Annotated in this window: 13 protein-coding genes; 9 read left to right on the top strand and 4 right to left on the bottom strand. The window is 65.5% G+C overall.

Features of this window, described 5'->3' with window-relative positions:
• Positions 1-372 precede the first annotated feature (372 nt).
• From C3Y15_RS10240 to C3Y15_RS10225, 4 genes are all read left to right on the top strand, one after another.
• Complete coding sequence (locus C3Y15_RS10240; protein ID WP_014724427.1) at positions 373-1,893, top strand: helix-turn-helix transcriptional regulator; 1,521 nt, start codon at positions 373-375, stop codon at positions 1,891-1,893.
• Between the two features lie 153 nt (positions 1,894-2,046).
• On the top strand, positions 2,047-2,250 hold the full coding sequence (locus C3Y15_RS10235; protein ID WP_059739703.1) for a CsbD family protein: 204 nt from the start codon (positions 2,047-2,049) through the stop codon (positions 2,248-2,250).
• A gap of 311 nt (positions 2,251-2,561) precedes the next feature.
• Positions 2,562-3,713: a branched-chain amino acid ABC transporter substrate-binding protein gene (locus C3Y15_RS10230; RefSeq protein WP_014724429.1), complete on the top strand. Its 1,152-nt coding sequence runs from the start codon at positions 2,562-2,564 to the stop codon at positions 3,711-3,713.
• A 144-nt stretch (positions 3,714-3,857) separates the two neighbouring features.
• Positions 3,858-5,030, top strand: coding sequence for an FAD-binding oxidoreductase (locus tag C3Y15_RS10225; RefSeq protein ID WP_014724430.1), 1,173 nt, complete (start codon positions 3,858-3,860; stop codon positions 5,028-5,030).
• A gap of 129 nt (positions 5,031-5,159) precedes the next feature.
• Here the strand turns inward: C3Y15_RS10225 and C3Y15_RS10220 are convergent, their stop codons facing one another.
• The 4 genes from C3Y15_RS10220 to C3Y15_RS10205 form a co-directional block, all read right to left on the bottom strand.
• Complete coding sequence (locus C3Y15_RS10220) at positions 5,160-5,732, bottom strand: PAS and helix-turn-helix domain-containing protein (protein ID WP_034194877.1); 573 nt, start codon at positions 5,730-5,732, stop codon at positions 5,160-5,162.
• Positions 5,733-5,820: 88 nt separating this feature from the next.
• Positions 5,821-7,167, bottom strand: a complete 1,347-nt coding sequence (locus C3Y15_RS10215; RefSeq protein WP_034194878.1) for an MFS transporter — start codon at positions 7,165-7,167, stop codon at positions 5,821-5,823.
• Positions 7,168-7,361: 194 nt separating this feature from the next.
• Positions 7,362-8,105 carry a LuxR family transcriptional regulator gene (locus C3Y15_RS10210; protein ID WP_224022544.1) on the bottom strand — a complete coding sequence of 248 codons (744 nt, stop codon included), beginning with the start codon at positions 8,103-8,105 and terminating at the stop codon, positions 7,362-7,364.
• Positions 8,106-8,112: 7 nt separating this feature from the next.
• Positions 8,113-8,331, bottom strand: a complete 219-nt coding sequence (locus tag C3Y15_RS10205) for a hypothetical protein (protein ID WP_124259904.1) — start codon at positions 8,329-8,331, stop codon at positions 8,113-8,115.
• 171 nt (positions 8,332-8,502) lie between these two features.
• Here C3Y15_RS10205 and C3Y15_RS10200 point away from each other — a divergent pair, with 171 nt between their 5' ends.
• The 5 genes from C3Y15_RS10200 to C3Y15_RS10180 all read left to right on the top strand — a co-directional run bounded on the left by C3Y15_RS10200 (position 8,503) and on the right by C3Y15_RS10180 (position 14,137).
• Positions 8,503-8,886, top strand: a complete 384-nt coding sequence (locus C3Y15_RS10200) for a DUF4902 domain-containing protein (RefSeq protein WP_034194879.1) — start codon at positions 8,503-8,505, stop codon at positions 8,884-8,886.
• A 394-nt stretch (positions 8,887-9,280) separates the two neighbouring features.
• A complete protein-coding gene (locus C3Y15_RS10195; RefSeq protein ID WP_011881339.1) occupies positions 9,281-9,940 on the top strand; it encodes an acyl-homoserine-lactone synthase in 660 nt (219 codons plus the stop codon).
• 155 nt (positions 9,941-10,095) lie between these two features.
• On the top strand, positions 10,096-11,388 hold the full coding sequence (fabF, locus tag C3Y15_RS10190; protein WP_011881340.1) for a beta-ketoacyl-ACP synthase II: 1,293 nt from the start codon (positions 10,096-10,098) through the stop codon (positions 11,386-11,388).
• A gap of 172 nt (positions 11,389-11,560) precedes the next feature.
• On the top strand, positions 11,561-12,946 hold the full coding sequence (locus tag C3Y15_RS10185) for an NAD(P)/FAD-dependent oxidoreductase (RefSeq protein WP_059739699.1): 1,386 nt from the start codon (positions 11,561-11,563) through the stop codon (positions 12,944-12,946).
• A gap of 108 nt (positions 12,947-13,054) precedes the next feature.
• Positions 13,055-14,137: a fatty acid desaturase gene (locus tag C3Y15_RS10180; protein ID WP_011881342.1), complete on the top strand. Its 1,083-nt coding sequence runs from the start codon at positions 13,055-13,057 to the stop codon at positions 14,135-14,137.
• The last annotated feature ends 43 nt before the right edge of the window (positions 14,138-14,180 follow it).

Here is a 14,180-nt window from a genome sequence, read left to right as displayed (position 1 = left end):
CGGTATTGCTGGGCAGCGCGGGAGCGCCGATGTGTTACCAGCGTACCGACGAGAACGCACGCGCACATCGCGCAAATTCACCGGATGCGCTAGTGCGTTTGCATGGGGACGGAACGGCGGGGCAGGAACGACGCGTGCTTCGTACCCTGCGCAAGTGCCCGCTGCACGCGGCGCAGCGCGGCTGCGCGCGTGGCGTGCACGCGCACGCGCACGCAGCGGCGGCGCGGCGCGAATGTACTATTGCGCGGGGTGCATCGGCGCACGTCGAGCGTAGCGACGGCGCCGGCTCCTCGCGGCATCCACCGGCCCGGCGCATGCCCGTGCGGGCGCGACGCGGCCGGCAACCATGCAGACCACGTGGACCATCATTCAATGGACGAACGAGTGAACGAACAGGCGCTCAAGTCGCATACCGATCGGCGCCAACTACATCAGATCATCGCGGGGCTCACCGAGGGCGTGATCCTCATCGAACCGGACCAGCGCATCGTGTGGGCGAACGAGGCCGCGCTCGCGATGCACGGCGTGACCGAGCTCGCCGAGCTGGGCGCGGACGTCACCGAGTATCGCGCGCGCTTCCGGCTGCGCTACCGGAACAATCGTCCGGTGCGTCACGGCCACTATCCGATGGACCGCGTGATCGCGGGCGAGCAGTTCAGCGACGTGACCGTCGAAGTCGAATCGGCCGCCGACGCGAACGTGAGCTGGGTCCACCGGATCCGCAGCCTCGTGTTGACGAATGCGGCCGGCGAGCCCGATTGCCTCGCGCTCGTGTTGCACGACGCAACCGAATGGGCGAGCGCCGAGGACCGCTTCGAGCGCACCTTCAACACGAACCCCGCGCCGGCCGCGATCTGCCGGCTCGACGATCTGCGCTATGTGAAGGTCAATCAGGGCTTTCTCGACATGACGGGCTACGCCCGCGACGAAGTGCTCGGCCGCTCCGTCTATGAAGTGGACGTGCTCGAACAGGCCGAGCGGCGCGAACTGGCGATCGAGCGGCTCGCCGAGCGCGCGACCATTCCGCAGATGGAGGCCGTGGTCAAACGCGCGGACGGCAGCCCGAATGCGGTCGTCGTTGCCGGGCAGCCGATCGACATGAACGGCGAAGCATGCATGCTGTTCACCTTCATGGACCTCGAGCCGCGCCGGCAGGCCGAGCTTGCGCTGCGGCAGAGCGAGGAGCGCTTCGCGAAGGCGTTCCGGATGGCGCCGGTGGCTACCGCGATCGTCACGGCCGACGGCTTCGTGCTGCTCGACGTGAACGACGCCTTCGTCGCGATGACCGGCCATCCGCGCGACGACCTGCTCGGCAAGTCCGCCGACGAAATTGGCCTGTGGGCCGAGCGCGGCGCGCGCGAGCAGCTCGACGGCCAGCTCGCGCGCGACGGCGGCGTGCGCAACGCGGACGTGCAGATCCGCACGCGCGAAGGCGACCTGCGCGATTGCGTGGTGTCGGCCGACCCGGTCGCGATTCACGGCCAGGACTGCGTGCTGATCGCGCTGCTCGACATCAGCGACCGCAAGCGCACCGAGATGGAGCTCGTCTATGCGATCGAGACGGCGATGCAGGATGCGTCGTGGTTCAGCCGCACACTGATCGAGAAGCTCGCGAACGTGCGGCGCGCGAATGCGCCGGACGCGGGGCCGCAGCTGTCGGATCTCACCGCGCGCGAGCGCGACGTGTTCGATCTGCTGTGTCAGGGCCTCGCCGACAAGGAGATCGCCGGCCGCCTCGGCCTCGCGCCGAACACGGTCCGCAATCACGTCGCGACGATCTACGCGAAACTCGACGTGCACAGCCGCGGCGAGGCCATCGTATGGGCGCGCGAGCGCGGCGTCGTCGGCGCGGCCGATCCGAACGTCGCGCGCACCGACAAGGGCGGCGACTGACGCCGTCCCGTATGCGATCGGTGCGAATGCACCAGCCACGATGATGCATCCGCATCTGCCGCGCATTGCGCGCGGCTGCGATCCTGTCCCCTCGGCGGCACGGCGCGCTGGCCGTGCGGCCGACTCTCCCTCAACTCATCGCAGGAGACGACCATGGATAGAAATCGCATCGAAGGCAAGCTCAAACAGGTGAAGGGTTCGGTCAAGGAAGCGCTCGGCAAGGTGACCGGCGACCGCGAGACGGAAGCGGAGGGCGTCGCCGAACAGCAGGCCGGGAAGCTCCAGGAGCAAGCCGGCGAGGCGGCCGACGCGGTGCGCAGGCATACGGGCATCGATACGCATATCGACCGGCAATGAGCGCTGCGCCGGCGGCAGCGTCGCGGCGCGCCTCATCGCCCCCCGGCCGGTGATGATTCTTCCACGGCATCACCGCGCGCCGCGGCTTGCCACCGTACCGGCGCGCGTTCGACCCGACGTACTTCGTTGCCGGCCCGTCCATGCGCGGGCCGGCGCGTCGTCGGCCATACCGTCGGGTGATGACAATTCCTCACAACGTAGTTCCGATATTTCGTTTGCGGCACGCGTATTGGCTACCCACAATCGGCTCACCTGTTGCGCGCGCGATAGCCGCGCACCGTGCCCCGACCCATAAAAGAAAGGATTCGCCGATGACGTTCCGCACTCGCTCGCTTTCCGGCATGGCGCTGGCCGCCGCGCTTCTCGCGTTCCAGACCGGCGCGGCTCACGCGCAGGAAGCGGTCGTCAAGGTCGGCGTGGCCGTGCCGCTGACCGGCAGCGGCGCCGCCTACGGCAAGGACATCGAGAACGGCGTGCGGATGGCCGTCGACGAGGCGAACGCGGCGCGGCCCACGCTCGGCGGCAAGCCGGTGAAGTTCGTCGTCGCGTCGCAGGACGACCAGAGCGATCCGCGCATCGGCGTCCAGGCGGCGCAGCAGCTGACCGACGCGCAGGTCGCGGTCGTGATCGGCCATTTCAATTCGGGCACGACGCTGCCGGCTTCGAAGATCTACGCGAAGGCCGGCATTCCGATGATCACGCCGTCGGCCACCAATCCCGACATCACGCGCGCCGGGCTCGGCACCGTGTATCGCGTGATCGCCACCGACGCGCAGAACGCCGGCAATGCCGGCGCGTATGCGGCGGGCGTGACCAAGGCGAAGCGCATCGCGATCATCGACGACCGCACTGCGTTCGGTCAGGGCGAAGCCGACGAGTTCGAGAAGGCGGTGAAGGCGGCGGGCGGCACGATCGTCGCGCGCGAATTCACGAACGACAAGGCCGTCGACTTCAGCGCGCAGCTCACCAAGATCAAGAGCGCGAACGCGGACCTCGTGTTCTTCGGCGGGCTCGATGCGCAGTCCGCGATGCTGGTCAAGCGGATGCGCCAGCTCGGCGTGCGCGCGCAGTTCCTCGCGGGCGGCGGCGTGATGAACGCCAACTTCATCAGGCTCGCCGGCAATGCGGCCGAAGGCGCGGCCGTGTGGGAGTACGGGCAGCCGCTCGCACGGCTCGCGAAGGGCAAGCAGTTCGAGACGAAGTTCAGGCAGAAGTACGGCGTCGACATGCTCGCCTATGCGCCGTTCGCCTACGACGCGACCTGGATCGCGATCAATGCGATGCAGAAGGCGAATTCGGCGAAGCCGGCCGACTTCAACGGCGCGCTCAAGAGCACGCGCTACGACGGCATCACCGGCACGATCGCGTTCACGACCACGGGCGACCTGAAGAACCCGAGCTCGACGCTGTATGAAGTGAAGAACGCCGCGTGGCAGCCGGTCACCACGCAGACGGCCGATTGAGCGCCGCACGCGCTCTTTCGCGGCGCGGCGTGACGTGCTGAAATAGCCGCAACGATCGGGCGCGCACCATGCGCGCGACGCGGCACGAACAACCTTCGGGCGCGGCCGGCTGGCCGCGCCTTTCATGTGCAACTGGAGTCAGTCGTGAGTTCTCAAGTCGTCATCGTCGGCGGTGGTGTGATCGGCAGCTCGATCGCCTATTTCCTGCGCGCCACCGATCCGACGGTTTCCGTGACCGTCATCGAGCGCGATCCCACCTATGCGAAGTCGTCGTCGGCGCTGTCGGCCGCGTCGATCCGCCAGCAGTTCTCGACGCCGCTGTCGATCGAGATGTCGCTGTTCGGCATCGCGTTCCTGCGCAATATCGGCGAACGGCTCGAAGTCGACGGAACGCAGCCGTCGATCGATCTGCATGAAGGCGGTTACCTGTTCCTCGCGACGCCGGCCGGCGATGCGACGCTGCGCGAAAACCACGCGCTGCAGACGCGGCTCGGCGCCGATATCCATCTGCTGGACCGCGACGCGCTGCGTGCGAAGTTCCCGTGGCTGAACGTCGACGATCTCGTGTCGGGCGCTTACGGCGCGAGCGGCGAAGGATGGTTCGACGGCTACGGGCTCGTGCAGGCGCTGCGCAAGAAGGCGCAGGCGCTCGGCGCGCGCTATGTGGCGGCCGACGTGACCGGCGTCGTGCGCGACGGCCGCAAGATCACGCACGTGGTGACGAACGACGGCGAGCGCCATGCATGCGACACGCTCGTCAATGCGGCCGGCGCGTGGACGCGCACGCTGTCGTCGATGATGGGCATCGACATTCCGGTGTATGCGCGGCGCCGCAGCATCTTCAACGTGTCGTCGCCGGCGAAGCTCGCCGATTGCCCGCTGCTGATCGATCCGACCGGCGTGTATTTCCGGCCGGAAGGGCGCACGTATATCTGCGGGACGTCGCCGAGCCCAGATCGCGATCCCGACGATCTGCCGCTCGACGAGGTCGATCACGATCTGTTCGACGAGGTGATCTGGCCGACGCTCGCGAACCGCGTGCCGGAGTTCGAGGCGCTGCGCGTGGAGAATTGCTGGTCCGGGTACTACGAGTACAACGTGTTCGACCACAACGCGATCATCGGGTATCACCCCGAGCTCGACAACGTCGTGTTCGCGAACGGGTATAGCGGGCACGGGCTGCAGCAGGGGCCTGCCACGGGGCGTGGCGTGAGTGAACTGATTCTCGGCGGGCGGTACGAAACGCTCGACCTGTCGTCGCTCGGCTGGGAGCGTGTGCTGGAAAACCGGCCGATCGTCGAAAAGAACGTCGTGTAGTGCGGCGCGCCCGCCTGGCGTGGTCCGGGCGGGGTTCTCCTCGGATCTCGATCTGATTGGCCCGGCTTTGCCGGGCTTTTTTTCGTCCGCGGCGGCCGTGCAGCGCGCAGTGGGGACCGGGCGGGACGCTCAAGCCAGCAAGCACGCAATCAGGTCATGCGTCGTGCGCACCTCATACTTCCTCAACAAACTCGCACGATGAATATCGACGGTGCGCGGGCTGATGCTCAACTCCTTGCCGATTTCCTTGCTCGTCAGGCCATGCACCAGCAGCGCGGCGACGTCGCGCTCGCGATCGGTCAGCGTGCCGGTGACATCGGGATGCTTGGAGTTTTCCGACAGATCGGTGAAGGTCCACACGGCCAGCTCGAACGGCCGCTTCGGGTTGTATCCGAAGCCGCGGACGGTGACCCAGAAATGACTGCCGTCGACCCGCCGCATGATGCGATCGTCGCTGAAGCCGGCATGCTTCGCGAGCAGCGGCGCAAGGCGGCGGCCGGTCGTCGCGAAGTCCTTCTGTTGCGGATAGAGCTTCGCGAACGACTGGTCGATGATGTCGTCGCGGGTCGCCCTGAACAGTTGCAGCGCCTTCTCGTTGCACTCGACCATGATCCGCTCTTTCGCCACGATCGCCGCGACGGGCAGGTGCCTGAAGAGATCTTCGTAGTCGAGGCTGGGCATCGTGTCGGTCATGGTCGGCATCCCGTCGCTCGGCCCGAACGACGTTCGAACCGGGCGAGCGGTGACAAGGGCGGAATCGTGAAGACCGTTCATGATATCCGCCCGCCGCTCACACGGCGCCTTCGACGCTGCGCTCCGCGTTGCGGGCCGCTCGGCCCGTCGCCGGGCCGGCGTCCTCGAGCGCCGTCTTCGACGTTTCCGGCAGCGCCAGCCCGCCGATCATCGCGAAGATCGCCACGGCGATCAGGTAGTACGCGGGCGACAGGTTGGTGCCGGTCGCGGAGATCAGCCACGTCGCGACGAGCGGCGCGGTGCCGCCGAAGATCGTGTATGCGAGGTTGTAGGTGATCGCGGAGGCCGTATAGCGGGTCTTCGTCGCGAACACTTCGGACATCAGCGGTGCCGTCACCACGCCGGAGAACACCGCGCCGATCGCCAGCAGAGCGACGCCGAGCAGCGATTGCGACAACACGCCCGACCCGCCGAGCGAGAACGCCGGATACACCGACACGATGATGAACAGGCCGGTGGTCGCGATCGTCGCGCGGCGGCCGACGAGGTCGGAGAAGAAGCCGGCGACCGGACACAGTGCCGCGGCGAAGAACAGCGCAAGCACCGTCACGAGCAGCGACGTGCCGCGCGACAGGTGGCCGGCGACCTGGAGGTAGGTCGAGAAGTACGTCGTGAACGTATAGAACGACAGCGCGGTGACCGACACGAACGCACCGAGCTTCAGGATGTTCCACGATTGCGAGCGCAGCGTTTCCATCAGCGGCGCATGCGCGACGTCGTGCTTGCCCTCGAGCGCCTGGAACGCAGGCGTTTCGTTCAGGTTCACGCGCAGATAGACGCCGATCAGCCCGACCGGCGCCGCGATGAGGAACGGCACGCGCCAGCCCCAGTCGATCATCGCCTGCGACGACAGCGACGATTCGAGCAGATACGCGACCACGGCCGCGCACGCGAACGACGAGAACGTCGAGACCGGCACGAAGCTGCCGAAGAACGCGCGGCGGCGGCGCGGCGCGTGTTCCATCACGTACGCGCACGCACCCGCATATTCGCCGCCGGCCGAAAAGCCCTGCACGCAGCGAATGATCGTGAGCAGCAGCGGCGCCCAGTAGCCGATGCTCGCGTAAGTGGGCAGCAGGCCGATCAGCGTCGTCGACCCGGCCATCATCAGGATCGTCAGCGCGAGCGTGCGCTTGCGGCCGATCCGGTCGCCGATCACGCCGAACACCAGGCCGCCGAGCGGACGGAACGCGAACGCCACCGCAAACACGGCGAACGTCTTCAGCAGCCCGATCGTCGGATCGCCGCTCGGGAAAAACTCGCGCGTCAGGATCGTCGCGAGGAAGCCGTAGGCGGCGAAATCGAACCATTCGACGAAATTGCCGATCGACGCTGCGGCGATCACACGCCGTAGCGTGCGGGTATCGACGTCCTGGGTGGTCATGGTCGTGTCCTCTCTAGGTGTGGCGCTTGGGTTCGCGCCGAAAACCATGGTAGGGACGCCAATTACCTAGGTCGATAGGTGTCAATTACCTAGGTAATCGAGGGCGGCTGCGAATGTCCGCCCGGACGGTTGCGTGACCTTGAGCCATTAGGCCGGTGTGCCGAACGCCGGCCGAGGCTCGATGAATCGAATCGTCAGAACAAAAGCCCTAGCATGGTGGCCTTGACCGCGGCTTCGGTCTTGTTGGCCGCGTTCAGCTTGCGCATCGCATTGACGAGGTGGAATTTGACGGTGCGGTCGTCGACATGCATGATCTTGCCGATCTCCGCGTAGGTTTTCCCCGCAGCGGACCATTGCAGCGCCTCGCGCTCGCGTACGGTCAGCTCGACGGTGTATTCGGGCACGAGCCGCTGGAGCAGATGCATGCTCATCGCATAGTTGGCCGTGTTGGCGAGCCATGACATCTGGTATCCCTTTTCCGCGAGCTCGCGTTCCTCGATCGGTTCGCCGGACCGGACCATCGTGATGAGCCCGATCGCGCCGGTGCGGCTGACGGACGGCATGCACCAGCCGTGCCGCAGGCCGTGCTGGCCCGCCTCCTCCCAAAACTGGACGCACTGCGTCTGGCTGTCGGCGCGCCAGATCAGCGGGCTCATCCGGCTCAACCCGTGCCGGACCGTCGGGTCCACGGCGAAATAGTTCTGGCTCACATAGCGTTCGACCCACGTCTGCGGATAGTTGGACTGCAGCATGAACTGCGGCTTGCTGATCGGCAACGGTATGCGCAGACCGAATGAACAGTGGTCGAATCCGAGCGCCCGCACATCCGCCGAAAACTCCAGAAACACGTCGGCCTCGGATTTTGCGGTGGCGAATCCATTCAGATACTTTTCTCTCCAAGCCTGCATATCATTACCTTTTCGGTCAATCTTACCCATGAGGCAGCTATATCGTGTAGTCGACACATCGGTCGATTCTTATTAAACGATATTCCAGGGTGGGGTTGAATTTTCCGGGTATCAGGCAGAAAGCATGGCGCCGGTGATATTTTTTGCTTGACGACGGATTTCGCGGAGCATCCGCACTGACGATGAGACGCTCGAAACGCTCAATTTCACGCAGGCGTGCCCCCTTTTCACGGGCTGATAATGCGATGTCATTCATCAGACGATCTGCAATAATCCTGAATCACATGCGCGCGATCGAACCGGCTATCAAGAATCACAACGCGGGCGCGCTACGAGCGTTGCAATAGCCCTCGTCTGGCCGACCACCGTGAATCTTGCCGGCCTATTCGGAAGCGATTTTAACAGGTGTCACGTCGAGATAACCGATATGCAAAAAAAATGGAACGATGGATACATACGATTGACTTTGCCCGCATTTTACGCGTTGCGTTTCCGGCAGCATATGTGTCAGCCCGATTCGGAACTGCTGCATGATCTTTGGGGCGAGGGGATCAGCGCCGTCAATGCCGGCTACTACGAGCTGGTCTGCACCGACACGCAGCCGAGCGCGAGCGTCGGCTGCGCGTGGTACGTGGCGGTGGGCCAGCCCGACGTGCAGGTCGGGCGAGGCGACGTCAGCAGCAACGTAATGCTTCTCGATACAGACGGCGACGATTATGGCGCGCAATACAGCCGGGCATTAATCCAGAACTGGCTATGCTCGGGGGCGCGGCAACGCGCACTTGAATCGGCCGTCGTCGCCGATCACTGATTTTTTGTTCGATCCCGATGATTATTTCATCAAAAAGCCACGGGTTTATCCGTTGAACCGCGCGTGCCGTGAAACGGAAATCTCGGGTCCGAGTTTCCAGAGCGGCGCGGCGCCGATTCGATCGCGACCGCAATCATCGATCCCGTGATGCGGCGCCCGAGATACCCGGCCCCCAATTTCCGATCCCACGCTCTGCTTCGGCGCTCCGTTTCGCTGATTTTCGAACGATCGTCCGTTAATCCTGAATTCGCTATCCCGGCGCCGCGTTTCGTCGTAATCGGCGCGCGATCCATCGCGTCTGCGACGTACGACCTGTCCATTCGGGCAGCTATTTTGACGCTGCAATTTCGGGTTCAATCGCGTCAACAATTCTGAGATGAGAGAGGGCATTCAGATGCTGACGTTATTGTCGGGAAGAAGCGCTGATTTGAATCGCGAAACGATGTATCAACTCGCAAAGTATCGGCATAAGGTCTTCATACAAGAACTCGGATGGACTTTGCCTACCGATAATGGCATCGAATTCGACAATTTCGATCACGCGGATACCCTTTACGTCATCGCCCGCGATCGCAACGGCGAAATCGTCGGTTGCGGCCGCTTGCTGCCGACCGACGAGCCTTATTTGCTCGGCGACGTGTTCCCGACCTTGATGGGCGACGCCGCGCTTCCCCATGCCCCCGACGTGTGGGAACTGTCCCGCTTCGCGATGAGCATGCCGCGCGGCGAGTCGTTGACCGCCGAAGAGTCGTGGCAAAACACGCGAGCCATGATGTCCGAAATCGTTCGCGTCGCGCACGCCCATGGCGCCAATCGCCTCATTGCGTTCTCCGTGCTCGGCAACGAACGGCTCCTGAAGCGCATGGGTGTCAATGTGCACCGCGCCGCACCGCCCCAGATGATCGAAGGCAAGCCGACCTTGCCGTTCTGGATCGAGATCGACGAACAGACGCGTGCGGCGCTGAACCTCGACGGGCTGGAGCGCGTCGGCGGCGTGCCGCCCAAGACGTTGCGCAGGCCGGATGCGTCGCGCGCGCTCGAGCAATCGGTATGAGCGGGCGATGCGCGCCGTGAAGGTTCGCGTGCGCCGCCGCCCGGCGGCGCGGCCCGGCGCGGCGCGCGCAATACGGTATTTCAACAGGTGTGCCTGAAGATGAACGGCTTTAACGATGTGGCTCGGCTAGTCCCGGTCAGCGAGAGGAATGTGAGATGACGCTTCGAGTGGTGGTAACCGGTATTGGCATTGTGTCTCCACTGGGTTGTGGGAAGGAATTGGTGTGGCAGCGCCTGATCGGCGGGGGCTCCGGGCTTCGCCGCCTCGGCGACGATATCGCCGGTGAGCTGTCCGCCAAGGTCGGCGGGACCGTCCAGGACGTGGCCGAAGATCCGGAAGGCGGCTTCGATCCCGAGCGCTCGGTGCCGCACAAGGAACTGCGGAAGATGGACCGCTTCATCCAGATGGCGATGGTCGCCGCGGACGAGGCGCTCGCCGAAGCAGGATGGGCGCCGGAAGCGGAGCAGCAGCGCGAGCGGACCGCTACCGTCGTGGCCTCGGGCATCGGCGGATTTCCCGGCCTGGCGGAGGCGGTGAGAATCGGCGAGACGCGCGGCGTGCGGCGCTTGTCGCCGTTCACCATTCCGTTCTTCCTGTCCAACCTGGCAGCCGGCCAGATTTCGATCAAGCACCGGTTCCGCGGGCCGCTCGGCTGTCCCGTGACGGCCTGTGCCGCGAGTGTGCAGGCGATCGGCGATGCGATGCGCATGATCAGGACCGGTGAGGCCGATGTCGTCCTCGCCGGCGGCGCAGAAGCGGCATTCGACAAGGTCAGCCTCGGGGGCTTCGCGGCGGCTCGCGCGCTGTCGACCGGTTTCAGCGAGGAGCCGGTGCGGGCGTCGCGTCCGTTCGATCGCGATCGTGACGGATTCGTCATGGGCGAGGGCGCCGCCATGGTGGTGGTCGAGTCGCTGGATCATGCCCTGGCGCGCGGCGCCCGGCCGATCGCGGAAATCATCGGCTACGGCACCACGGCCGACGCTTATCACATGACCGCCGGACCCGACGACGGATCCGGCGCGATGCGGGCGATGAAGCTGGCCCTGCGGATGGGCGACGTCGCTCCGGAGCAGGTCGACTACGTCAACGCCCATGCGACGTCGACGCCGGTCGGCGACGCCGGCGAGATCGAGGCGCTGAAGACGGTGTTCGGTGTGGGCGCCGGCCCGGCGATTTCGTCGACCAAGTCGGCAACCGGACATCTGCTCGGAGCGGCGGGCGCCATCGAAGCGGCGTTTTCCATTCTGGCGCTGCGCGATGGCGTGCTGCCCGGCACGCTGAATCTTGAGCACCCCGACCCGGCAGCCGACGGGCTGGATCTGATCGGGCCTGCCGCGCGGCACGTGCCGGTCGAGATCGCGCTGTCCAACGGGTTCGGGTTCGGAGGCGTGAACGCGTCGGTGCTGTTCAGGCGATATCCGTCGGATCGGTCCGCCGAGGCGCATTGAGCGATGGGCACGCGGGTCCCGCAGTACCGCTGATTTCGTCAGTACGTCAAACCGTAATCATTCGGCGCTGCGCCGCCGTTCGCCGGCTCTCCATCTGACCGATGGCGCCGGCGACGGCGAGGTTGCGTCCCGTGCAATTCGGACTCCGGTCGTTATCCAAAGGGAATTTTCCGTGCTAGACACCCTCATCATAGGCGCCCGCTGTGCGGGCGCCACGCTCGCGATTCATCTGGCGCGCGCCGGCAAGCGCGTGCTGGCGATCGATGCGAACCATCTGCCGAGCGATCAACCGTTGTCCACCCACTGGATTTCTCCCTACGGCATGGCGTTGCTGGACGAGCTCGAGCTCGGCGACAAGGTGCGCCGCTTCGCGCCCCCGGTGCCCAGCATGATGTACGGAAACGACGACGTGACGGGCCGCGTCGAGTACCCGGTCGGCGGGCGCTGCTCGTGCCCGCGCCGCATGGATCTCGATGCCCTGTTGCTGGAGGAGGCCCGCGCGTCGGGGGCCGAGGTGCGGGCCCGGACCCGGCTGGTCGGCCTGTTGCGCGACGGCGAGCGCGTGACGGGCGCCGTGGTCGAACATGACGGCGTGCGCGAGGAGATCCGCGCGCGGATCGTGGTGGGCGCGGACGGCCCGCACTCGACGACGGCCGAGCTGGTCGGCGCGGAGGAGTACCACGGCTATGACTGCCCGCGCGCGATGTACTGGGCGTACTGGCCGCGTCCCGACTGGTTCGACACGGATCCGCGCTATCTGGGCGGGGCGATGAACTGCACGTTCGGCGACGACATCGTCTTCGTGTTTCCGACCAACCGCGATCTTCTGCTGATCGGGGTGGCGTTCCCGAAAACGCAGTTGCCGCAGTGGAAGGGCCGCGCGCTCGAGAAGCTGACCGAAACGCTGAAGGGCAACCGCCATACGGCGCCGCTGATTACCGGTGAGCCGGTGAGCAAGGTGCTCGGCGCATTGAAGCTGCGCTTCTTCTTCCGTCAGGCTGCCGGACCCGGCTGGGCATTGGTGGGCGACGCGGGCCTGTTCATGGATCCGTCCCCCGGATTCGGCATCACCGACGCACTTCGCGATGCGCGCGCACTCGGCCAGGCCATCGTCGAGGACGACGACCGCGCGCTGGAATGCTACTGGCGCCAGCGCGACGCGACGTCGATCGACCTGTTCGAATACTCGCGCGGCCGCGGCGCACTCGGCCACAACAATCCGCTCAGCCGGATCCTGTTCGGCAAGCTGACGGCCGACCCGGTGCTGCAGGCGCGCTTGCTGGCTTCGCAGAATCGCCGATGTTCGCCGTTTGCGGTGTTCGATCCCAGCGATATCAGGAAATGGGCGGACGAGGCCATTGCCGGCGGCGAAACCGGCGTCATTCAGCCGCTGATCGACATGTCGACGCGAGGCGAGACGATCCGCGCCGAGATGGCGTTGCGCCAGCGTCTCGCCGACGAGGCGCACGCGAGGTGGGCGCAGGCATGCGAGTCGGACGATCTCGCGCCGGTGACCGCCGGTGGCGATCGCGACGTTTGCGCGAGAGCGTCGATATGAGCGCACGGAACGACGGCGCGTGGTCGTTTCGATCACGCGTATGCAAGCCGTGGCGGGGCAGTTCTGCCTGTCACCGGTCCCATGTCGACTAAGCCGAGGAGCCATTCCATGACCATCGAAGCCACGTTGGACGGCAATGCTGCATTTTCGCGGCTCAAGCTGCCGCGACACTTCCACCAGATCAGCTCCGTCGCGACGATCCTCTATGTGGCGCACGCGCTCGCATTCTTCCTGATTCCGGCCGCGGTGGCGTTCGCCGTCGTCGATATCCCGGCGTCGGCGCCGGCCCGTGTGGCGATGGCGCTCGTCCTCGGCGTGATCGCGGGCCACGGCATGCACCTGCTGACCTTCGTCGGCCACGAGGGCATGCACACCAACCTGCATCGCAACAAGTACGTGAGCGCCGCGCTGGCGCTCATCTGCTCGTCGCTGGTGCCGGGCTTCCTGATCGTGGGTTTCAGCATGACTCACTGGAAGCACCATCGCTACACCGGTCAGGACATCGACCCCGATGTCCAGATCTATTCGCAGTACCGCACCTTCTGGTCGCGCTTCTTTCTCGCGCGCTCCCGGGGCGTACGGATCTATACGAAGAACGCCGTACGCATGGCCGCTGGCCTTCCGTGGCCGGAGAACACGCGGCTGCCGTTCAGCGAGCGCGAAATGCGCTGGATCTCGCGGATCAACATTGCACTGAACCTGGGTGCGGTGACGGCCTACGGATTCATCTGGCATCGGTCGTTGTGGCTGGGCTTCACGGTCATGCTGATTCCGTATATCGGCGTCTACGTGTTCAGCACCATCCGCGCGTACATCGAGCACACGGATACCGTGCCGGGGCGTTATCGCGACAGCCGCAGCTATACGTCGCCGATCTACACCGCGCTGTTCTTCGGCAGCAACTTCCATCTCGAACACCATCAGTATCCGGCTGTGCCGTGCTACCGGCTGCCGGCGCTCCACAAGTATCTGATGTCGCAGGGGCTGCTCGCCGCGGCACGCGCGCCGGTCGAGCCGTCCTTCTTCGGCGCGCTTCGGTATACGACGGGCCGTTTCCAGTATCCCTGCGTCAATCTGCAGTCGTCGACCGACGAATTCCTCGAGCGGATGGCGCAGGGGCATCTCGACCGCGAGGCGGCATCGATGGACGCGCCGGACGCCGATGCGTTGATCGCCGTCATGCGCAAGTAGCAACGATCCGCAAGCCGCACACCGACCCGCACGCGGGTCGGGT

The organism is Burkholderia sp. B10, assembly GCF_004368385.1.
Lineage (GTDB): Bacteria > Pseudomonadota > Gammaproteobacteria > Burkholderiales > Burkholderiaceae > Burkholderia > Burkholderia vietnamiensis.
Note: the sequence above shows the minus strand (reverse complement) of the source record. Positions and strands in the feature narration are given on the sequence as shown.

Bases quoted from the DNA above. Each gene is read 5' to 3' on its own strand.
- C3Y15_RS10240 (WP_014724427.1), top strand. From the start codon at position 373: ATGGACGAACGAGTGAACGAACAGGCGCTCAAGTCGCATACCGATCGG.
- C3Y15_RS10235 (WP_059739703.1), top strand. From the start codon at position 2,047: ATGGATAGAAATCGCATCGAAGGCAAGCTCAAACAGGTGAAGGGTTCG.
- C3Y15_RS10230 (WP_014724429.1), top strand. From the start codon at position 2,562: ATGACGTTCCGCACTCGCTCGCTTTCCGGCATGGCGCTGGCCGCCGCG.
- C3Y15_RS10220 (WP_034194877.1), bottom strand. From the start codon at position 5,732: ATGCCGACCATGACCGACACGATGCCCAGCCTCGACTACGAAGATCTC.
- C3Y15_RS10215 (WP_034194878.1), bottom strand. From the start codon at position 7,167: ATGACCACCCAGGACGTCGATACCCGCACGCTACGGCGTGTGATCGCC.
- C3Y15_RS10210 (WP_224022544.1), bottom strand. From the start codon at position 8,105: ATGGGTAAGATTGACCGAAAAGGTAATGATATGCAGGCTTGGAGAGAA.
- C3Y15_RS10205 (WP_124259904.1), bottom strand. From the start codon at position 8,331: ATGAATGACATCGCATTATCAGCCCGTGAAAAGGGGGCACGCCTGCGT.
- C3Y15_RS10200 (WP_034194879.1), top strand. From the start codon at position 8,503: ATGCAAAAAAAATGGAACGATGGATACATACGATTGACTTTGCCCGCA.
- C3Y15_RS10195 (WP_011881339.1), top strand. From the start codon at position 9,281: ATGCTGACGTTATTGTCGGGAAGAAGCGCTGATTTGAATCGCGAAACG.
- fabF (WP_011881340.1), top strand. From the start codon at position 10,096: ATGACGCTTCGAGTGGTGGTAACCGGTATTGGCATTGTGTCTCCACTG.
- C3Y15_RS10180 (WP_011881342.1), top strand. From the start codon at position 13,055: ATGACCATCGAAGCCACGTTGGACGGCAATGCTGCATTTTCGCGGCTC.